At 73.9% G+C, this 19806-nt stretch carries 22 protein-coding genes; 12 read left to right on the top strand and 10 right to left on the bottom strand.

The window, feature by feature from the left end; all coding sequences use genetic code 11:
* Positions 1-27 precede the first annotated feature (27 nt).
* Positions 28-492 (bottom strand): SgcJ/EcaC family oxidoreductase, encoded by a 465-nt coding sequence (locus ACFVGS_RS03575; protein WP_385689966.1) that lies wholly within the window; start codon positions 490-492, stop codon positions 28-30.
* Positions 493-586: 94 nt separating this feature from the next.
* Between ACFVGS_RS03575 and ACFVGS_RS03570 the strand changes: the two genes are divergently transcribed.
* The 8 genes from ACFVGS_RS03570 (at position 587) to ACFVGS_RS03535 (ending at position 7291) form a co-directional block, all read left to right on the top strand.
* A complete protein-coding gene (locus tag ACFVGS_RS03570) occupies positions 587-1123 on the top strand; it encodes a MarR family winged helix-turn-helix transcriptional regulator (protein WP_385689963.1) in 537 nt (178 codons plus the stop codon).
* 128 nt (positions 1124-1251) lie between these two features.
* Positions 1252-2091, top strand: a complete 840-nt coding sequence (locus tag ACFVGS_RS03565; protein ID WP_384416076.1) for a HipA family kinase — start codon at positions 1252-1254, stop codon at positions 2089-2091.
* Complete coding sequence (locus ACFVGS_RS03560; RefSeq protein ID WP_384416074.1) at positions 2088-2471, top strand: DUF3037 domain-containing protein; 384 nt, start codon at positions 2088-2090, stop codon at positions 2469-2471. Before ACFVGS_RS03565 ends, ACFVGS_RS03560 begins: the two co-directional genes overlap by 4 nt.
* A gap of 196 nt (positions 2472-2667) precedes the next feature.
* Complete coding sequence (fabG, locus tag ACFVGS_RS03555; RefSeq protein ID WP_384416071.1) at positions 2668-3429, top strand: 3-oxoacyl-ACP reductase FabG; 762 nt, start codon at positions 2668-2670, stop codon at positions 3427-3429.
* A 25-nt stretch (positions 3430-3454) separates the two neighbouring features.
* A complete protein-coding gene (locus tag ACFVGS_RS03550; RefSeq protein WP_384416068.1) occupies positions 3455-4222 on the top strand; it encodes an SDR family oxidoreductase in 768 nt (255 codons plus the stop codon).
* Between the two features lie 148 nt (positions 4223-4370).
* Complete coding sequence (locus ACFVGS_RS03545; RefSeq protein WP_384416065.1) at positions 4371-5951, top strand: ABC transporter substrate-binding protein; 1581 nt, start codon at positions 4371-4373, stop codon at positions 5949-5951.
* Positions 5952-6044: 93 nt separating this feature from the next.
* Positions 6045-6728, top strand: a complete 684-nt coding sequence (gene ung, locus ACFVGS_RS03540) for a uracil-DNA glycosylase (RefSeq protein ID WP_384416062.1) — start codon at positions 6045-6047, stop codon at positions 6726-6728.
* Positions 6729-6814: 86 nt separating this feature from the next.
* Positions 6815-7291 (top strand): hypothetical protein, encoded by a 477-nt coding sequence (locus ACFVGS_RS03535; protein ID WP_385689957.1) that lies wholly within the window; start codon positions 6815-6817, stop codon positions 7289-7291.
* 31 nt (positions 7292-7322) lie between these two features.
* Here ACFVGS_RS03535 and ACFVGS_RS03530 read toward each other — a convergent pair whose 3' ends face one another.
* From ACFVGS_RS03530 to ACFVGS_RS03520, 3 genes are all read right to left on the bottom strand, one after another.
* Positions 7323-7787 carry a hypothetical protein gene (locus tag ACFVGS_RS03530; RefSeq protein WP_384416057.1) on the bottom strand — a complete coding sequence of 155 codons (465 nt, stop codon included), beginning with the start codon at positions 7785-7787 and terminating at the stop codon, positions 7323-7325.
* Positions 7788-7906: 119 nt separating this feature from the next.
* A complete protein-coding gene (locus tag ACFVGS_RS03525; protein WP_385689954.1) occupies positions 7907-8443 on the bottom strand; it encodes a DinB family protein in 537 nt (178 codons plus the stop codon).
* Between the two features lie 43 nt (positions 8444-8486).
* Positions 8487-9086, bottom strand: coding sequence for a TetR/AcrR family transcriptional regulator (locus ACFVGS_RS03520; RefSeq protein WP_385689951.1), 600 nt, complete (start codon positions 9084-9086; stop codon positions 8487-8489).
* A 129-nt stretch (positions 9087-9215) separates the two neighbouring features.
* On the opposite strand from ACFVGS_RS03520, the gene ACFVGS_RS03515 reads away from it, so the two are divergent.
* Both ACFVGS_RS03515 and ACFVGS_RS03510 read left to right on the top strand, forming a co-directional pair.
* Positions 9216-10403 (top strand): FAD-dependent monooxygenase, encoded by a 1188-nt coding sequence (locus ACFVGS_RS03515; protein WP_385689948.1) that lies wholly within the window; start codon positions 9216-9218, stop codon positions 10401-10403.
* Between the two features lie 87 nt (positions 10404-10490).
* Positions 10491-11432, top strand: a complete 942-nt coding sequence (locus ACFVGS_RS03510) for a Gfo/Idh/MocA family protein (RefSeq protein ID WP_384416045.1) — start codon at positions 10491-10493, stop codon at positions 11430-11432.
* Between the two features lie 4 nt (positions 11433-11436).
* On the opposite strand, the gene lnt is transcribed toward ACFVGS_RS03510, so the two are convergent.
* Both lnt and ACFVGS_RS03500 read right to left on the bottom strand, forming a co-directional pair.
* The gene (lnt, locus tag ACFVGS_RS03505) at positions 11437-13200 is read right to left on the bottom strand and encodes an apolipoprotein N-acyltransferase (protein ID WP_385689945.1); all 1764 of its coding nucleotides are present in this window, start codon (positions 13198-13200) and stop codon (positions 11437-11439) included.
* 63 nt (positions 13201-13263) lie between these two features.
* The gene (locus ACFVGS_RS03500) at positions 13264-13701 is read right to left on the bottom strand and encodes a nuclear transport factor 2 family protein (RefSeq protein ID WP_384416039.1); all 438 of its coding nucleotides are present in this window, start codon (positions 13699-13701) and stop codon (positions 13264-13266) included.
* Between the two features lie 197 nt (positions 13702-13898).
* On the opposite strand from ACFVGS_RS03500, the gene ACFVGS_RS03495 reads away from it, so the two are divergent.
* Both ACFVGS_RS03495 and ACFVGS_RS03490 read left to right on the top strand, forming a co-directional pair.
* Positions 13899-14342, top strand: coding sequence for an SRPBCC family protein (locus tag ACFVGS_RS03495; RefSeq protein WP_384416036.1), 444 nt, complete (start codon positions 13899-13901; stop codon positions 14340-14342).
* A 101-nt stretch (positions 14343-14443) separates the two neighbouring features.
* On the top strand, positions 14444-15499 hold the full coding sequence (locus ACFVGS_RS03490) for a MerR family transcriptional regulator (protein ID WP_384416034.1): 1056 nt from the start codon (positions 14444-14446) through the stop codon (positions 15497-15499).
* A gap of 10 nt (positions 15500-15509) precedes the next feature.
* On the opposite strand, the gene ACFVGS_RS03485 is transcribed toward ACFVGS_RS03490, so the two are convergent.
* The 4 genes from ACFVGS_RS03485 to ACFVGS_RS03470 all read right to left on the bottom strand — a co-directional run bounded on the left by ACFVGS_RS03485 (position 15510) and on the right by ACFVGS_RS03470 (position 19796).
* Entirely contained in the window at positions 15510-16301 is a 792-nt protein-coding gene (locus tag ACFVGS_RS03485; protein ID WP_384416176.1) for a DUF1295 domain-containing protein, read from the bottom strand.
* A 65-nt stretch (positions 16302-16366) separates the two neighbouring features.
* Positions 16367-17788 carry a class I SAM-dependent methyltransferase gene (locus ACFVGS_RS03480; protein ID WP_385689940.1) on the bottom strand — a complete coding sequence of 474 codons (1422 nt, stop codon included), beginning with the start codon at positions 17786-17788 and terminating at the stop codon, positions 16367-16369.
* A complete protein-coding gene (locus ACFVGS_RS03475) occupies positions 17785-18543 on the bottom strand; it encodes a DUF1365 domain-containing protein (protein WP_384416031.1) in 759 nt (252 codons plus the stop codon). Before ACFVGS_RS03475 ends, ACFVGS_RS03480 begins: the two co-directional genes overlap by 4 nt.
* The gene (locus ACFVGS_RS03470; protein ID WP_385689937.1) at positions 18540-19796 is read right to left on the bottom strand and encodes an NAD(P)/FAD-dependent oxidoreductase; all 1257 of its coding nucleotides are present in this window, start codon (positions 19794-19796) and stop codon (positions 18540-18542) included. Before ACFVGS_RS03470 ends, ACFVGS_RS03475 begins: the two co-directional genes overlap by 4 nt.
* Between the last annotated feature and the right edge of the window lie 10 nt (positions 19797-19806).

The following is a 19806-nucleotide window of genomic DNA, read 5'->3' as shown; positions in this document are numbered from 1 at the left end:
CCCCCTGGGGGTGCCGGGCTTGCGGCGTCAGCGGCCCGCGGCCGGGGCGAGTGCGGGGGAGAACCGGGCGGAGATCGCCTCCAGCAGCGGCTTGCGGCGGGTGTTGTGGAAGGCCGCCACCCGCCAGGAGCCGTCGGCGTCGCGGACCAGTGTGTACGTCTGGACCTTGCGGGGCCGCTCCGGACGGCGCCCGCCCTTGTACGTGTCGCCCCGGCCGCCGACCACGGCCACGTCCGGGCCGAGGAAGCGCACGTCGGTGATCTCGTCGGCGAGCCGGGTGCCCTTGAGGAACTTCGCGAACAGCGCGCGGTGGCCCTCCACGATGGCGCGGCGCCCCTGATAGACGGTGCCTATGTACGTGACGTAGCTGGCGTCCTCGGTGAACAGCGCGCCGTACGCCTCGGCGTCGTGCCGGCCCCAGGCCTCGACCAGACCCCCCAGCACGGCCTTCACCTCGGCGACGTCCCGCTCCCGGTCCCACTCCTCGCGCATGGTGGATCACTCCCTCAGTCGTTAGACTCAGGCAGATACTGAGCAAGAGCAGTATCTGCATGCATGCAGATAAATGTAGGAGGCGAGGGCTGCGATGGCAAGCACGGCGGGCGGCACGCACGAACACGAGGTGTTCCGGCAGTACCTGGACGCGGTGGGCCTGCAGGGCCTGGCCGCCGCGGAAGCCGCGGGCCTGCACACCTCCGAGTGGTACGCGCTGAGCCTGATCGCCTTCCACGGCGGTCTGGCGTCCGGAGAGCTCGCCGCCAGAACCGGACTCACCACGGGCGCGACGACCCGGCTCATCGACCGGCTCGAGAAGGCCGGCTTCGCCCGCCGCGCCGCCGATCCCCGCGACCGCAGGCGTGTGATCGTCGAGCCGGTGCCCGACGCGCTGGAGCGCGTCGAGGAGGTCGTGGGGCCGGCCCGCCGCCACCTCGCCGAGGTCCTCTCCCGCTACACGCCCGAGCAACGGGCCCTGCTCTTCGACTACTTCGCCCGCGCCGCGCCGGCCTTCCGCGCCGCCACGGAGGAGATCCGCGCCCACACGGCCGCGGCCCGTACCGCCACGTCCCGTACCGCCACGCCCGAGCGAGGCCGGAGCGGGAAGACCGGGACGCAGGAGGAGTGAGGACGCAGGAGGAATGAGGACGCGCTCTTCACGCCGTGGTGGTACGGAGTGCTGCGCGCCGGCAGGGCGGCGCGACCAGGTGGTGGGGGAGGCCGCGGGCACCGGAGGGCGGGGCATAGCCTGGGCCGATGCTTACCGAAGTGACAGCGACCCGCTATGTCACGCCCTTGCGTGAGGGCGGCTCGCTCCCCGGGATCGTCGAGGCCGACGATCTCGGCACGTACGTCATGAAGTTCACGGGCGCCGGGCAGGGGCGCAAGACCCTCGTCGCCGAGGTCATCTGCGGGCAGCTGGCCCGGCGGCTCGGGATGCGGGTGCCGGAACTCGTCGCCATCGAGCTCGATCCCGTCATCGGACTCTCCGAGCCCGACCAGGAGGTGCAGGAGCTCCTCAAGGCGAGCGGCGGGCTCAACCTCGGCATGGACTTCCTGCCCGGGTCGCTCGGCTTCGACCCGCTCGCCTACGAGGTCGACCCGAAGGAGGCCGGGCGCGTCGTCTGGTTCGACGCGGTGATCAACAACGTCGACCGTTCCTGGCGCAACCCGAACCTCCTGGTCTGGCACGGGGACCTGTGGCTCATCGACCACGGCGCCACGATGATCTGGCACCACAACTGGCCCGGTGCCCAGGCCTCCGCGGCGAAGCCGTACGACGCCTCCGACCACGCCCTCGCGCGCTTCTCGCCCGACGTCGCCGCCGCGGCCGCCGAGCTCGCCCCGCTCGTCACCCGCGAGCTCCTGGAGGAGGTCGCCGCGGACGTGCCCGACGAGTGGCTGGTCGACGAGCCCGGCTTCTCCGGCACCGACGAACTGCGCGCCGCCTACGTCGAGGCGCTGCTGCCGCGCGCCGCGACCATCCACGAGCGCATCACCCTGGGCCCGCGCACCGAGCGGCGCCCGCAGCAGCCCCCGGGCTGGCTCGCCGAACGCCTCGCCCCCCGCCCCGCCCAGAAGGACAGCACCACGTGACCGACCGCGACGTCTTCGAGTACGCGCTGCTGCGCGTGGTGCCGCGCGTCGAGCGCGGCGAGTGCTTCAACGCGGGCGTGGTCGTCTACTGCCGCGCCCGTTCCTTCGTGGCCGCCCGCACCCATCTGGACGAGGCCAAGCTGGCCGCCCTGGACCCGCACGCCGACGTCACCGGCGTACGGGCGGCGCTGCACGCGGTCGAGGGGGTCTGCACGGGCGGCGAGGCCGCCGGCCAGGCCGCCCGGGACGACGCCGGCCGGCGCTTCCGCTGGCTGATCGCCCCGCGCTCGACCGTGGTCCAGCCCGGCCCGGTGCATACCGGCCTGACCGCCGACCCCGAGGCCGAGGTGGAACGCCTGCTCGACCTCCTCGTGCGCTGACCCGTCGCCGGCGACGCGGAGTGATCCTGTGCACCCGGTGGGCCGTTGACACCGGGTGCCAGGGCTTCTAGCGTCTCGTCCTGCGGGCGATACTAAGCGGTCGCTCACCTCTCCGAAGGGCGGTTGCCCGGGGGAGCGGGCGGGCCGCGCGGTAGGGACCGTACTCAGGGACGATCCAAGGGCGAGGAGAACAAGCATGTCCACCACCGAGCAGCGCGTAGCCGTCGTCACCGGTGCGGCGCGGGGCATCGGAGCCGCCACCGCGATCCGGCTCGCGGCCGAGGGCCGCGCCGTGGCCGTACTCGACCTCGACGAGGCGGCCTGCAAGGACACCGTCGAGAAGATCACCGCCGCGGGCGGCACCGCGCTCGCCGTCGGCTGCGACGTCTCCGACAGCGCCCAGGTGGAGGCCGCGATCGCGCGGGTCGCCGCCGAGCTCGGCGCGCCCACCATCCTCGTCAACAACGCCGGTGTGCTCCGCGACAACCTGCTCTTCAAGATGTCCGAGTCCGACTGGGACACCGTGATGAACGTGCACCTCAAGGGCGCGTTCCTGATGGCCAAGGCCTGTCAGAAGCACATGGTGGACGCGGGCTTCGGCCGGATCGTCTCGCTCTCCTCCTCCTCGGCGCTCGGCAACCGCGGCCAGGCCAACTACTCGGCCGTCAAGGCCGGTCTGCAGGGCTTCACCAAGACCCTCGCCAAGGAGCTCGGCAAGTTCGGCATCACCGCCAACGCCGTCGCCCCCGGCTTCATCGTCACCGAGATGACCGCGCAGACCGCCGAGCGCGTCGGCATGGGCTTCGAGGAGTTCCAGGCCGCGGCCGCGTCCATGATCCCGGTGCAGCGCGTCGGCCGCCCCGAGGACGTCGCCAACGCCATCGCCTTCTTCACGGGCGACGACGCCGGCTTCGTCTCCGGCCAGGTCATGTACGTGGCCGGCGGCCCGCTCAACTGACCCGCGACGCGGAGGAGGCACAGTCATGAGCGCGAAGGAACTGCCCGAGCCCTCGGGCAAGGTGGCCCTGGTCACCGGCGGCAGCCGGGGCATCGGCTACGGCGTCGCCGAGGCCCTGGTGGCCCGCGGCGACCGGGTCTGCATCACCGGGCGGGGCGAGGACGCCCTCAAGGAGGCCGTGGAGCGGCTCGGCGCCGACCGGGTCATCGCGGTCCCCGGCAAGGCCCACGACGAGGCCCACCAGGCCGCCGCGGTCGAGGCCACCATGGAGGCCTTCGGCCGGGTCGACTTCCTGGTCAACAACGCGGGCACCAACCCGGTCTTCGGCCCGATCGCCGAGATGGACCTGAACGTCGCCCGCAAGGTCTTCGAGACCAACGTCATCTCGGCCCTCGGCTTCGCCCAGCAGACGTACCGGGCGTGGCAGAAGGATCACGGAGGGGCGATCGTGAACATCGCCTCGGTCGCCGGAATCGCCGCATCGCCGTTCGTCGGCGCATACGGAATCAGCAAGGCGGCCATGATCAATCTCACTCTCCAGCTGGCGCACGAATTCGCGCCGACGGTCCGTGTGAACGCGATCGCGCCGGCCGTGGTGAAGACGAAATTCGCCGCCGCGCTCTACGAGGGCCGGGAGGTCGAGGCGGCCGCCGCCTACCCGCTCGGCCGGCTGGGCGAGCCGCGCGACGTCGGCGGCGCCGCCGCCTTCCTCACCTCGTCCCAGTCGGACTGGATCACCGGTCAGACACTGGTCGTCGACGGCGGCATTTTCCTGAACGCCGGTGTCGGGTGACCGATATCCGGACACCCTGCTGAATTCTTGACCGGTTTGGCCCCGGTTATACGAGAAATGCCTCGAGTGCCCCGCCAGGGCAGCGCATTGACCTGGCGGGGCGCTGCGGTATGGTCGGCCGACCCCAGGCTGAACGAGGAGCGTGCACGTGTTCAACCGGACCAGTCTGCAGGCCGCTGCAGCCCTTGCGTCCATATCCCTGCTGTCCGGATGCGGTGTGTTTTCGGACAGTGAATCCACAGCTGACCAGAGAATCGTCGTGGGGACGACGAGTTCTCCCACGACCCTCGATCCGGCGGCCGCCTGGGACAATTCCTGGGAACTCTTCCGGAATGTCTTCCAGACCCTCGTCGCGTTTCCGACCGGCAGCACCATCCCGAAGCCGGACGCCGCCGACTGCGCCTTCAAGCAGGGCTCCTCGAGCCGGGTCTACGAGTGCCGCATCCACGACGGACTGACCTTCTCCAACGGTCACAAGCTGGACGCCGAGGCCGTCAAGTACTCGATCGAGCGGATCCGCACCATCGACGTCGAGGGCGGCCCCAACGGCATGCTGGGCTCGCTCGACAAGATCGACGTGGTCGACCCCCAGACGGTGGTCTTCCGGCTCAACCAGCCCGACGCGACCTTCCCCTTCGTCCTCGCCACGCCGGCCATGTCCCTCGTCGACCCGGCCGAGTACCCGGCGGACAAGCTCCGTGAGGACGGCAAGCTGGTCGGCTCCGGCCCGTACGTCCTCGACTCGTACACCGAGGGCGAGAAGGCCGAGCTCAGCCGCAACCAGAGCTACAAGGGCTTCGCCGACCGCAAGAACGGCGGCGTGACCATCCGGTACTTCAAGGAGTCCGAGCCGATGGTCGCCGCCCTGAAGAAGAAGGAGATCGACGCGACCTACCGCGGTCTGACCGCGGCCGAGGTCGTCGACCTCCAGGCCGACACGCCGGAGAACCAGGGCCTCCAGCTCGTCGAGTCCACCGGCGCGGACATCCGCTACCTGGTCTTCAACACCAAGGACTCCTCGGTCGCCAAGCTCGCCGTCCGCAAGGCCATCGCCCAGCTCGTCAACCGCGACGAACTGGTCAACAAGGTCTACCAGGGCACCGCCGAGCCGCTGTACTCGATGGTTCCCAAGGGCATCGCCGGTCACACCACCAAGTTCTACGACCGCTTCGGCTCGCCCGACGCCGCCAAGGCCAAGAGCATCCTGCGCTCCGCCGGCATCACCGAGCCCGTGAAGCTGGACTTCTGGTACACCACCGACCGCTACGGTTCCTCCACCGCGCCCGAGTTCGCCGAGCTCAAGCGCCAGCTGGAGGCCTCCGAGCTGTTCGAGGTCACCCTCCACGGCAAGCCGTGGAAGGAGTTCCAGGCGGGCTACCAGAAGGGCGAGTACCCGGTCTTCGGCCGCGGCTGGTTCCCCGACTTCCCCGACCCGGACAACTTCATCGCCCCCTTCGTGGGCAAGAAGAACGTCCTCGGCACGCCCTACGTCAGCCCTGAGATCACCGACGAGCTCCTCCCGAAGTCCCGGCGCGAGAGCGACCGCGCGGCCGTCACGGACGAGTTCACGCAGGCGCAGGAGATCATGGTGCAGGACGTCCGGCTGCTGCCGCTGTGGCAGGGCAAGCTCTACGTCGCGGCCAGCGAGGACATCGCGGGCGGCGAGCGGGCCCTCGACCCGCAGACCGTCATGCAGATGTGGGAGCTGAGCCGCCGTACCAGCTGGTAGCACCCCGCGGGACCCGGGCGGCGGACGGCGTTGTCAGTGGGCACCGGTAGGTTCTCGTTCGGAGTAAACGAACGCCCACCGGAGGATCCTGACGTGACCGACACCGACCTGCTGCCCGAGTCCTGGCGCGGCGTCCTCGGCGAGGAGCTGGAGCAGCCCTATTTCAAGGAGCTCACCGAGTTCGTCGAGGAGGAGCGGGCCAGGGGGCCGGTCTTCCCGCCGCGCGAGGAGGTCTTCGCCGCCCTCGCCGCCACCCCCTTCGACCAGGTGAAGGTCCTCATCCTGGGCCAGGACCCGTACCACGGCGAGGGCCAGGGCCACGGCCTGTGCTTCTCCGTCCGGCCGGGCGTCAAGACCCCGCCCTCGCTGCGCAACATCTACAAGGAGATGCAGGCCGAGCTCGGCCACCCCATCCCGGACAACGGCTATCTGATGCCGTGGGCCCAGCAGGGCGTCCTGCTGCTCAACGCGGTGCTCACGGTCCGCTCCGGCGAGGCCAACTCGCACAAGGGCAAGGGCTGGGAGAAGTTCACCGACGCCGTCATCAGGGCCGTCGCCTCCCGCCCCGACCCGGCCGTCTTCGTGCTGTGGGGCAACTACGCCCAGAAGAAGCTCCCGCTCATCGACGAGGAGCGGCACGTGGTGGTGAAGGGCGCCCACCCCTCGCCGCTGTCGGCGAAGAAGTTCTTCGGCTCCCGGCCCTTCACGCAGATCGACGCGGCCGTCGCCGCCCAGGGGCACGCGCCGATCGACTGGCGCATCCCGGACCTCGGCTGACCTCACCCGGATCCGGCGCGCCGTGTGCGGTCACGGGGCGCCGGATCCGGCAGGCTCGGAGGGGGACCGAACGCGTGGAGGCCGTGATGACCGGGCAGCAGGTGTCGGACGACGCCGTCATGACCAGGATCGGGCAGGCGATGATGCTGCTCCACGGCGGCGACCGGGAGGAGGCCCGGAACCGCTTCGGCGCCATCTGGGACCAGCTGGGGCCGGACGGCGACCCGCTGCACCGCTGCACGCTCGCCCATTACATGGCGGACGCCCAGGACGACCCGGACACCGAGCTCGCCTGGGACCTGCGCGCGCTGACCGCCGCCGAAGGCCTCGACGAGGACCGGCTCGCCCGGCACGACTCGGCGGTGGCGCTGCGGGCGCTGTACCCGTCGCTCCACCTGAACCTCGCCGCCGACTACGTGAAGCTCGACCGCCTCGACGCGGCCCGGGTCCATCTGGACCGGGCCCGTGCCGCCTCCGTGGTGCTGGACGACGACGGCTACGGCAACGGGGTGCGGGCCGCGATCGAGCGGCTCGAGCTACGGCTCCGGGAGCGGCGCTCGTAGGGGCCGCTCCCGGCGTCCCCGGGGTGCCGGCTCAGTGGCCGTGGTGGCCCCGGCACAGCTTCGCCTGCGGGCTGTCCGGGCTCCAGCCTCCGTACGCCTGGCCCAGGGCGCACACCTCGGCCCGGTCGCGCGGAACCCTCGGCACGTCCGGCGGTTCGGCGGCCGGATGCCGTGGCTTCTGCTGCTTCGGTACGGCGGAGGGGCGGGGCTGTTCGCCGCGGCGGGGCCGGTCGGGGGCCTGCCCGCCCTCGACCCGTCGCCGCTCCACGGCCGAGCGCGGCTCCGGCTCCGGAGGATCCGGCATCGCCGCCTCCAGCGCCTCCCGGGCGGGGCCCTGGACGATCTGCGGAGCGACGTCCGGGCCGTCGGCGGAGGCCGGACTGCCGGGGGAGGCGGGCGAGGGGACCGAGGGCGGCGGTTCGACCGCCATACAGCCCGAGAGGGCGGCCATCGCCACCCCCGCGAGCAGCGTCACTGTGGTTCGGGTTCTACGCACCCGCGCCACTCTGCAGCTCGGCGCGTCTCCCGCGCTCCCCTACTCGCGGGGAATGCCCCGCATGAGTGATCATCGCGCGCAGGCTGACCCGGACCCGCCGCGGCCGTGGGAGCCCGGCGTCAGTCGCCGGTGGCACCGTCGACGGCCTCGCGGATGAGGTCCGCGTGGCCGTTGTGGCGGGCGTACTCCTCGATCATGTGGAGGTAGATCCAGCGCAGGTTGAACGTCTCGCCGGAGCGGTGCTTCCCGGCGCCCACGTCGTCGAGTCCGTGCCCGGCGGCGAGGATCCTGGCCCTGGCGATCTCGGCCTGCCAGGTGGCGTGGGCCTCCTCCCAGGTGTCCTCGTCGCTGACGCGGATGTCCCGGTCGAAGTCCTCCTCGGTGCTGTAGATCCAGGGCGCGTCCTCGCCCGCGAGGACCCGGCGGAACCAGCCGCGCTCGACCTCGGCCATGTGCCGGACCAGACCGAGCAGACTGAGGTCCGAGGGCGGGGCGGAGGCCGTGCGCAGCTGGGCGTCGTCGAGCCCGGCGCACTTCATCTCCAGGGTGGCCCGGTGGTAGTCGAGCCACTGTTCGAGGGCCGCGCGCTCACCGGTGAGGGTGCCGGGCTCGACGCGCGGGGTGGTTTCGGTGCGTTCGGCAGTCATGAGCGGCATCCTGGCCGAAGACGCCCGCCGCGGCCAGGGACGTGACGAGGGGTCACCGGCCCAGCATGCCGCGCAGGAGCTCGTCGTAGCCGGTCCGCAGTTCCGCGCGGCTGGGCACGGCGGCGTGGAAGGAGCCGGCCGCGCAGGAGAACATCAGGCCCTCGCTCCACGCGATGAGGGAGAGCGCGTGGCGCTCGGGGGAGGCGGAGCCGGCCGCGCGCATCATCGCGATCAGCGGGCCGTGGAAGACGGCTCCCGCGGAGTCGAAGAAGGAGCGCAGCTCCGGGCGGCGGGTGGCCTCCAGAGCGAGTTCGTAGCGGGAGACGAGCAGCGCCCGGTGGTCCGTCAGATAGCGGTGCAGGGCGAGGGCGAGCGCGTCGGCCAGCCCGTCGGGACCGGCGTCCGCGGCGGGCAGTTCGTGCGGGGCGAGGACGGCCGCCTCGTGCTGGACCTGGCGCCGTACGGCGGTCTCCAGGAGGGCCTGCCGGGTCCGGGCGTGGTTCGAGGTGGAGCCCTGCGGGAGACCGGCCCGCTCGTCGACGGCGCGGTGGGTGAGCCCGCGCATCCCGCGCTCGACGAGCAGGTCGAGGGCGGCGTCGCCGATGCGGTCGGCGCGGCTGAGCGGGGCGTCGGGAGCGGGTGCAGCGGTCATGGGCACCAACCTATGCGACCTGCCGCTGCCACTTCGACTACAGCTGTAGTACGGTGAAGAGGTCACTACACCTGTAGTCCGCGGTGAGTGGTCGTCGTCCTCGTGTCCCGTCGTCCCCGAGGGGGAGTCATGGAACAACACCGTGCGGTCGTCGTCGGAGCAGGCATCGGCGGTCTCACCGCCGCCATCGCCCTGCGCGGACGCGGCTGGGACGTCACCGTCCTCGAACGCGCCGACGGCCTCGCCCCCGTCGGCGCCGGCATCGGCCTCGCCCCCAACGCCCTCCGCGCCCTCGACGTGATCGGCCTCGGCGACCCGATCCGCGAACTGGCCGCCTGGCAGGGCGACGGCGGCATGCGGCGCCCCGACGGCCGCTGGCTCGCCCGCACCGACGCCGGCGCCGCCGCCGCCCGCTTCGGCGGCCCGCTCGTCCTGCTGCACCGCGCCACCCTCGTCGACCTGCTCGTCTCCGCCCTGCCCGCCGGCACCGTCCGGACCGGAACCCCCGCCGCCCTCGCCGACGCCGGCGACCCCCGGCGGCCCGCCCGCGTCACCACCCCCGACGGCGAGATCGAGGCGGACCTCCTGGTCGCCGCGGACGGCATCCGCTCCGCCGCCCGCACCGCCCTCTTCCCCGCGCATCCCGGACCCCGCTACTCCGGCTTCACCACCTGGCGCACCGTCATCCCCGCGCCGGAGCGGCCCTTCGCCCCGCACGAGACCTGGGGCCCGGCCCGCCTCTGGGGCAGCCAGCCGCTCAAGGACGGCCGGGTCTACGCGTACGCCATGGCCGCGGCACCCGCCGGCGCCCACGCGCCCGACGGGGAGAAGGCCGAACTCCTGCGGCTGTTCGGCGACTGGCACCACCCCGTACCCGCGATCCTCGACGCCGCCGAGGAGACCACGGTCCTGCGCCACGACGTCCACCACCTCATCGACCCGCTGCCCGCCTTCCACGCCGGCCGCACCGCCCTCCTCGGCGACGCCGCCCACGCCATGCAGCCGACCCTGGGCCAGGGCGGCAACCAGGCGATCGAGGACGCCGTCGTCCTCGCCCACCACGTCGGCGGCGGCCTGCCCGTACCGGCCGCGCTCGCCGCGTACACCGCCGACCGGCTGCCGCGCACCACCGCCCTAGTGCGCAAGGCCGCCCGCACCGGCCGGCTCGCGCTGCTCTCCGCCCGTCCCGCCGTCGCCCTGCGCGACGCCGCCGTGACCGCCGTCTCCCGCTTCGGGCCCGGCCTCGTCCTCCGCGGCTTCGACGGCATCGCGGACTGGCGGCCGCCGGTCGCCGCCCAGCCGTCCCGCGTAAGCTGACCGGCGCGAACGCCCGCACCGCGAGCACCGGAACGCGCAGGCCCGCACCAGGAACGCCCGCACCGCGACGAACTAGAAGGAGACCCCGTGAAGGTCGGCTGCATCGGACTCGGCGACATCGCGCGGAAGGCCTATCTGCCCGTCCTGGCCACCCTTCCCGGGGTCGAACTCCACCTCCAGACCCGCACGCCCGCCACCCTCGACGCGGTCGGCGACAGCCTCCACCTGCCCGCCGGGCAGCGCCACCTCGACCTCGACTCGCTCATCTCGGCCGGCCTCGACGCCGCCTTCGTGCACGCGCCGACCTCCGTGCACGCCGAGATCGTCACCCGGCTCCTGGAGGCCGACGTGCCCACGTACGTCGACAAGCCGCTCGCCTACGAGTACGCCGAGTCCGAGGCCCTGGTGGAGCTCGCCGAGAAGCGCGGCGTCGGTCTCGCCGTCGGCTTCAACCGCCGGCTCGCGCCCGGCTACGCCCAGTGCCTCGACCACCCGCGCGAACTGATCCTCATGCAGAAGAACCGCATCGGACTGCCCGAGGACCCGCGCACCTTCGTCCTCGACGACTTCATCCACGTCGTCGACACCCTGCGCTTCCTGCTGCCCGGCGAGGTCGAGCACACCGACGTGCGCGCCAGGATGCGCGACGGCCTGCTGCACCACGTCGTGCTCCAGCTCTCCGGGGACGGCTTCACCGCCATCGGCATCATGAACCGGCTGAACGGCTCCACCGAGGAGATCCTGGAGGTCTCGGGCCAGGACACCAAGCGGCAGGTCCTCAACCTCGCCGAGATCATCGACCACAAGGGCCAGCCGAGCGTGCGGCGGCGCGGCGACTGGGTGCCGGTGGCCCGTCAGCGCGGCATCGAGCAGGCCGTGCTCGCCTTCCTCAACGACGTACGGGAGGGACGCCGACTCAGCGCGCGGGACGCGCTGCGGACCCACGAGCTGTGCGAGTACGTGGTGCGCGAGGCGCTGTCCCAGGACCGGTCCCAGAACCCGCCGCAGGACCGCCCCCAGGCCTACTGAGCCGTCACCGCGCCGAGGAATCCGGACCCTGGCCCCGGCCCGGGCGTGCACCCGAGGCCGTGCCCGCGTCCGGGGCCGTGCCCGGAGGCTCGTCCGCGTCCAGGTCCCGCCGGAACCGCCGGAGCCCGCCGCCCCACGGCAGGCTCGCCACGACGACGAGGACGGTCACGGCCACCGCCCCGTACACCGGCCAGTCGCCGAGCCGTTCGTACGGCGTGCCGCCGCGGGCGAGCGGCAGCTCGTAGACGGCGGCGGCACTGCTGCCGGTGCCCAGCACCGGGCCGATCCGCCGCCCGTCCGGCCCGTACGCGGCGCTGACCCCGGACAGCGTCGCGTGCACCACCGGCCGCCCCGTCTCCGCCGCCCGCAGCGCGCCGAGCGAGGCGTGCTGGGCCGGCGCCCAGCTGTCCTGGAACGTCGAGGTCGACGACTGCGCGACGACCACGTCGGCGCCGTCCCGGGCGAGCCGGCGGCTCATGTCGGGGAAGGCGGTCTCGAAGCAGATCAGCGGCCCGATCCGCAGCCCCGCCGGCCCGGTCCCGGCCGTGGCGGGCAGCGTCATCACGACCGGCGCCGTGCCGCGCCGCCGGTCCTCGCCCGCTGCCTTGCCGACCGAGGTGGCCCAGCCGAGCACGGCACGGGCCGGGACGTACTCGCCGAACGGGACGAGCCGCATCTTGTCGTAGCGGTCCCGCGTCGGCCCGTCCGCACCCACCAGGATGGCGCTCTTGAAGATCCCCTGGCGGTCGGAGCGGCGGGCGTCCACGTTCACCAGGAGCGGCGCGTCCACGGCGCGGGAGAGCGCGGTCAGCCGGGCCGCGAAGTCCGGCCGGGAGACCAGGTCCGCGCCGACGCTGCTCTCGCCCCACACCACCAGGTCGAGCCGCTGCCCGGCGAGCGGCCTGGTCAGCTCCTCGCCCCGGTCGAAGCGCTGACCCGGCGGGCCGATCACTCCGGGCTGCACGACCGCGACCCGCACCGTGCCCGCGTCGCGCGGCGGCGCCCCCGCCCACCAGCCGAGGCCGGCCACCAGGGCGCAGCCGGCCAGCCCGGCCACCGCGACCAGCCGCAGCCGCGGCACGGCGACGAGCAGCGCGACGGCCGTGTTCACGGCGACCACCAGGAAGCTCACCAGCCACACGCCGCCGACCGCGGCGAGCCGGAGCTCCGCCGGCACCTGCCACTGGCTCGCCCCGAGCAGCCCCCACGGACCGCCCAGGCCCTGCCACGAGCGGACCAGCTCGACCAGGAGCCAGCCGGAGGGCACCACGAACAGCGCGGCCGCCGCCCGGCGCGGCGACGGCGTGCCCCGCAGCATCACCCGCACCAGCCGGGCCCACGGCAGCCAGAGCAGGCCGAGCAGCGCGGCGATCACCGGCAGGAAGACGTGCAGGCTCGGCAGCAGCCAGTGGTGCATGGCGAGCATGAAGCCGAAGCCGCCGCACCACCCGTCGTACCCGGCCCGGCGCGGGTCCGGAGCGCCGCGGATCAGCAGCAGCCAGGGCACGAGCGCGAGGAACGCCCACCACCACAGCCCGGGCTCGGGAAAGGCGAGCGCGGGCAGAGCCCCGAGCACGAGGGCACCGGCAGACCGCCCGACCCCCCGGCCCCGACGCGGGACGCGCGGGCCACGGCCGCGGCCCGCGCCAGGGCCTGTGCGCTCACTTCCGCCCGCGTCCCCCTCGGTTCCGGCCTCCGTGACAGGGACAGTGACGGGTGCCGCCGTCGTCCCGGCCGCGGCCGGCCGGCGGGCGAACGGAATCCGCATGCCGTGCCTCCAGGTGTCGCCTCCAGTGTGCGCGCGACGAGGCCCGCCGGCGGGCCGACGCCCTCACATCCGGCGCCATTTCTCCTCGACGACCACCGAGCGGAGCCGCCAGTCGCGGTCCACCCGGCGCACGGCGAAGCCGTATCTGCCGCCGCACACGAAGTCCTCGCCGGACTCGAACCGCATGGGGTTCACGTAGTCGGCGCGCACGGTGGCGGTGTCTCCCGGAGAGCCGTCGACGTGATCGATGCGGATCCTGCGGTTGACGATGAGGTGCTGCCGTACGGGGAAGAGCCGCATCGTCCCGGCCAGCCACTCGGCGACCTCGGCGGCGGGCCCCTCGATGCCGCCCGAGCCGCGGTAGTCGGCGCGCCCCTCCGGGGCGAACAGCGCCCGGTACGCGGTCCAGTCGGAGTCGTCCACGGCCACGGCGTAACCGGTGACCAGGTCGTCGATGGCGAGCCGGTCCATCACTGTCGCGAGATCCACGCGCTGCGTCATCGGTTCAGTGTCGGGCAGCGGGCGCGCGGGGCCAAGGGCCGTGCGGGCGGAGCTCGCGAAAACGGCCGACGAGCCGTCGACGGAGACGGACCGGGGCAGCCACGGCCCGGGCGCATCCGCCCGGGCCGCCCGGCCGGAAGCACAGGAGCCGGGGACGGTCCGCGGACCCGGGTGGAACGCAGGAGGAGGACCGAACGGTGATCAGTGTGGAGCGCGTCATCGTGGTGCGCCGTCCGCCGGCCGAACTCGTGGCCTACATGGCGGACTTCGCGCGCACCGAGGAATGGGATCCCGGCACCGTCCGCTGCGTACGGCTCGACGGCGGGGCCGTCCGGCCGGGCGCCCGCTGGCGCAACACCTCACGGTTCCGTGGCCGTGAGACCGAGCTCGACTACGAGCTGGTCCTGCTCGAGCCCGCGCGGCTGGTCTTCGTCGGGGAGAACCGTACGGTGCACGCGACCGACGACCTCCGCTTCGCCGACGAGGGGACGGCCACCCGGCTGACGTACCGGGCGTCGTTGCAGTTCAAGGGCTTCGCCCGGCTGGCCGAGCCCTTCCTGCGCGCGGAGTTCGAGCGGCTGGGCGACGCGGTGGCCGGCCGCCTTCCGCTCGCCGCCGGGCACGGCACTCCTGACTCCTGACACCTGACACCGGTCCGCCGCGCACGCGCGACGGCGGCCTCGGTGGCCCGCTCCTCTCACGCATCGTTTCCGCATCGTCTCGAGCTCGTATGGTGGGTGACATGTCCGATACGGCTCACGGGATCACGACCGGCGCCGTCGCACGGCGGCTGGGCGTTTCCCCCACCACCGTCCGTTCGTGGGACCAGCGGTACGGCATCGGCCCGGCCGTGCGCGCGGACGGACGGCACCGGCGGTGGAGCCCGGAGGACATCGCGATGCTCGACGAGATGTGCCGTCTCACGGCCGCGGGCGTCCCGCCCGCCGAGGCCGCGAGGGCCGCCCGGCAGGCACGGCCCTCGGCGGGGCGGACCGCGGCCGCTGCCGCCCCTTCGGCGCGGTCCGGCATCGCTCGGGACGAAGTCGAGGAGACGCCGGAGACGCTCGCGTCCCCGGCGGGCGTGCCTCCCGGGAGGACCCGCCGCGCGGGACCCGGGAGCGGCCTGCCGCTGGGCGACGTACGGCAGGAAGCCCGCGGGCTGGCCCGCGCCGCCGTCCGCCTCGACGGCCCCGCCATGGAAGGGCTGCTCCAGGAGGTGCTGGCCGCGCACGGCCTGGTCACCGCGTGGCAGGAGATCATGGTCCCGACGCTGCACGCCGTGGGCCGCAAGTGGGAGTCGTCCGGAGACCGTTACGTCGAGGTGGAGCACCTGCTCTCCTGGCACGTCTCCACCGCGCTGCGCCGCGCCGCCGTGACCGGCCCGGCGACGGCTTCCACGGCCGCTCCCGTCGTCCTGGCGTGCGTCCCCGGCGAGCAGCACACCCTGCCCCTGGAGGCACTCGCGGCGGGACTGGCCGAGCGGGGCCTGCCGACCAGGATGTTCGGCGCCGCGGTGCCCGCCGAGGCCCTGGACGCGGCGGTGCGACGGTCGGGACCGGCCGCCGTGGCGCTCTGGTCGCAGGCGAGGTCCACCGCGAACCACGCCCTGGCCCGGCACGTCGCGGGGACGGCCTTCGGCGTGCGGGGAGCGCGCACGGCACCGCTGGTGCTGCTCGCGGGCCCCGGCTGGCTCGGCCGGCCGCCGGCTCCCGGCATGGCGCGTCCCCACGGGCTGCGCGAGGCGCTCGACGTGATCGCCCGGCTGTACGGGGAACCGGCCGCGGGCGCGGAGCGCTGACACCACCGCCTCAGGGGCGAGCCGCCCCCCGCCGCCGGGCCGGGCCGTCGCCGGACCGCTGCGCGTCGGTCCGGCGACGGGGCGGCCGGGGCACGAAGCCGCTGGTGCGCGCCCGGTAGGCCGCGTACCCGGGACGGTCGGCCATGTGGGCCTCCAGGAGCCGCTTGCCGCTGCCCCATACGAGGAGACCGCTCATGACGAGCGGGGAGACCAGGGTCAGCAGGGCGGTCTGCCAGGTGGCGCAGGCCGTCAGGTACAGGCCCCACCAGACGAGGAAGTCGCCGAAGTAGTTGGGGTGGCGGGTCCAGCTCCACAATCCCCGGTCCATGACGCGGCCCCGGTTCGCCGGATCCGCCTTGAACCGGCCGAGCTGGTGGTCCCCCACCGCCTCGAAGGCGAACCCCGCCGCCCACACGCCGAGGCCCAGCCACACGGTCGCCTCCGGCGGGCCGGGCAGCAGGACCGCGACCTGGACGGGGAGGGAGACGAGCCACACCAGGGCGCCCTGGAGGAGGTAGACCTTGCGCAGCGCGTACAGCGTGGGATTGCCGCGGGCCCGCGCGAGCATCCGGGCGTACCGGGGGTCCTCCCCCTGGCCGCGTCCGCGCCGCGCGATGTGGGTCGCGAGCCGCAGTCCCCAGACCACGGTGGCGAGCGCCACGGCGGTCCGGCGCAGGTCGTCGCCCTGGCCGGCCGAGAGGCACCAGGCCACCACGGCGACGGCCGCGAAGGCGGCTCCCCAGGCGACGTCCACGATCCGGTGCAGCCCCTTGACGGTGCCGGTCACGAAGGCCACCAGCATGACGGTGCACGCGGTGACGGCCGAGGCGGCGAGGACGAGGCCGAGGGCCCCGGGGTCGACGGGAGTCACGACGTCTCCTCCGATGTCTCCTCGTACCGGTCGGCGGGGCCGGAGGCCGGGCCGGGTGCGACGGGCCCGTGGTGGTCGTCGGCGGTGAGCAGGAGCTGGCGGACGTCGAGGTGGCGGGCGCGGAACCCGGCCTCGGACCAGGCCAGGTAGAACTCCCACATCCGCCGGAAGACGTGGTCGAAGCCCAGCGCGTCGACGGCGGCCTCCCGGCCGAGGAAGCGGGCGCGCCACTGGCGGAGGGTCTCGGCGTAGTGGTCGCCGTACCCGCTGTCGTGGGCGATGCGCAGGCCGGCGGCGGAGCTCCCGCGCGCGATGGCCTCCGGCGAGGGGATCAGACCGCCAGGGAAGACGTACTTGCTGATCCACGTGTGGGTGCGGGCGGTGGCGAGCATCCGCTCGTGCGGCATGGTGATGGCCTGGAGCGCGACGCGGCCGCCGGGGGCGAGGAGGCGGCGGAGCGCGGCGAAGTAGTCGGGCCAGAACTCGGCGCCCACGGCCTCGATCATCTCGACGCTCACGACGGCGTCGTAACGGCCCCGGACGTCGCGGTAGTCGAGGAGCTCGACCGTGACGCGGTCGGCGACGCCGGCCCGCGCCACGCGCCGGCGCGCCAGGGCGAGCTGTTCCTCGGAGAGGGTGACGGTGCGGACGCGTGCGCCCCTGGCCGCGGCGCGGATGGCGAGTTCGCCCCAGCCGGTGCCGATCTCCAGGAGGGCGGTGCCCGGTCCCGCCCCCGCCAGGTCGAGGAGCCGGTCGATCTTGCGGTGCTGGGCGGCGGTGAACTGCCCGTCGGAAAGCAGGACGGGCTCGGCCGGGAGCGGGTCGAATATCGCGGAGGAGTAGCTGAGGCCCGGGTCGAGGAAGAGGGCGAACAGCTCGTTGGAGAGGTCGTAGTGGCGGTGGATGTTCTCGCGCGCCCCGTCCGGGGTGTTGCGGTCCGCCGGGGGCCTGCGCCGCACCCAGGCGCCCCGGAACCGGTGCAGCGGGGCGGGCACGAGGTCGTCGACGTGGCGGGCGAGGACGGTGAGGAGCTCGACGAGGTCGTCGGCGTCCCATTCGCCGGCCATGTACGACTCGCCGAAGCCGATCAGTCCGTCGGCGCCGATCCGGCGGTGGAACGCGTACGGGTCGTGGAGGGTGAGGGTCGGTACGGTGCGGTCCCCGCCGGGTACGGTGCGGTCCCCGCCGCGCACCGTGCCGTTCCCGCCGGACCGGGAAGGCCCCGGGAGCGCGCCCCCGCCCTCCCCGATCCGCAGGGGCAGCCGGGCGAGGGCACGCTGCACGAGGCGGCGGGCGACGGCGGTGCGCAGGGCGGAGGCGCGCGGCAGCCGGGCGACGTCGGGCCAGCGGTCCGGGTCGGCCGGAACCCGGCCGAAGTGGACGGCGGACGGCGCGTTCGGGGGAGGCGAGAGGGTCACGATGTGCCTTCCTGGGCGGGGGCGGTACGGGGCGGCCGGGGCCGGACGCGCAGTCCCTTGAGGTAGAGGTGGATGCCGTGGCGGCGGATGCCGACGGAGACGGCGGCGGTCGACCAGGGGTGGCGGAGGGCGGCGGCGAGCAGGGCGCCCGGGCCGGCGGGACCGCGGGCGCCGCGCACGGTGGCCGTCAGGGGGCGGGACCCGTCCGGGTGGCGGAGCTGGACGGTCAGGTCGAGACGCTCGCCCGGGAGCGGCAGCCGCATGCGGTAGGTGCCCTCGGCGTCGAGGAACGGCGAGACGTAGAACTCCTTCGGGGTCTCGGCCCGGCCCCGCGCATCGGGGCGCAGCAGGTAGCAGTGGCGTCCCCCGTAGGTGTTGTGGACCTCGGCGACCACGCACACGCACCGCCCGTCGCGGTCGTGGCACCAGTACAGGGTGAGCGGGTTGAAGACGTGACCCAGGACGCGGGCGTGAGCGAGCATCAGCGCCCGCCCGTCCGCGCCCCGGACGCCGTGCGCGGCCAGACAGGCGTCGAGTCCGGCCCGCAGCGAGGGAGCGGTCCCCCCGAAGTGGTCGCGCGGATCGAAGCGGGCGAGGGGGCGCAGCGGCCGGGGCAGCACGGGCAGGTCGTCGACGTCGACGAGCCACAGGTAGGTGCGGTGGCGCAGGGCGTGCCGGACCGGCGTGACGCGGGTGTGGGCGATCTCGGCCGCGTACAGGGCGGGGACGGGCCGCGGGGCCGGGCCGGTCGTCACCACGTCACCCCCAGGTGGCGGGCGGCCTCCACGCCGGAGCGGCAGCCGTCCTCGTGGAAGCCCCAGCCGTGATAGGCGCCGGCGTATGCGGTGACGGGGCTGCGGAGGCGGGGCAGGAGCCGCTGGGCGGCGACCGACTCAGCGGTGTAGACGGGGTGTTCGTACGTCATGCGGGCCAGGACGGTCGACTCGTCGACGCGGTCGCCGGGGTTGAGGGTGACGATGTGGGGCTCGTCGGCGGGGAGCCGCTGGAGCCGGTTCATGTCGTAGCTGACCTGCACGGCTCCCGGACGGGCGGTGCACGACGGCAGCCGGTAGTTCCACGAGGCCCGCGCGTGCGGCGAGCGCGTCAGCAGGCTCGTGTCGCGGTGCAGGACCGTCGGGTTGCGGGAGTACGTGAAGGCGCCGAGGACGCGTCGCTCCGCCTCGGTGGGGTCGGCCAGGAGACGCAGGGCCTGGTCGGGGTGGACCGCGATCACCACGGCGGCGTGCTCGGCGGACTCGCCGTCGTCGGTGACGACGGTCGCCCGGTGGGCGCCTCGCACGACGGCGCGGACGGGGGTCGCGGTCCGTACGGAGGCGAGGCCCTTCGCGAGGCGTTCGACGTAGGTCGCCGAGCCGCCGGCGACGGTCTTCCACCGAGGGGACCCGCTCACCGAGAGGAGTCCGTGGTGGTCGAGGAAGCGGAACAGGTAGGCGGCCGGGTAACGCAGCGCGGTGTCCGGGGCGCAGGACCAGACGGCGGAGACAAGGGGGACGGCGAAATGGCTGACGAAGTGGGCGGGGAAGCGGTGCGCCCGCAGGAAGTCGGCGAAGGTCGCACCGGTGTCGCCGACGGCCAGCAGGCGGCGCGCGGCACGGTGGAAGCGCGGGACGGCGGCGAGCGTCCGCAGGTGGCGGCCCCGGAGGGCGTTGCCGCCGCCGAGGAGGCCGCGCGGCCCGCGCGCTCCGGCGTACTCGAGGCCGCAGCCGTCGCAGCGGACCGACATGCTCATCTCGGAGTCCTGGGTGGCGACGCCGAGTTCGCGGAAGAGCCGCAGGAGGTGGGGGTAGGTGCGCTCGTTGTGGACGATGAAGCCGGTGTCCACGCGGAGCGTCCCGCCGCCCGCGGCCGGCAGTTCGTGGGTGTGCGCGTGACCTCCGAGCCGTCCTTCGGCCTCGTACAGCACCACGTCGTGCGCGCGGCCGAGGACGTGGGCGGCGGTGAGCCCCGCCACCCCGGCCCCCACCACGGCGATGCTCCGTCCGTTCATCTTTCCCACC

This window comes from Streptomyces sp. NPDC127114 (genome assembly GCF_042677525.1).
Lineage (GTDB): Bacteria > Actinomycetota > Actinomycetes > Streptomycetales > Streptomycetaceae > Streptomyces.
The sequence above is the reverse complement of the archived record's forward strand: the minus strand, read 5'-3'. Positions and strand labels throughout refer to the sequence as shown.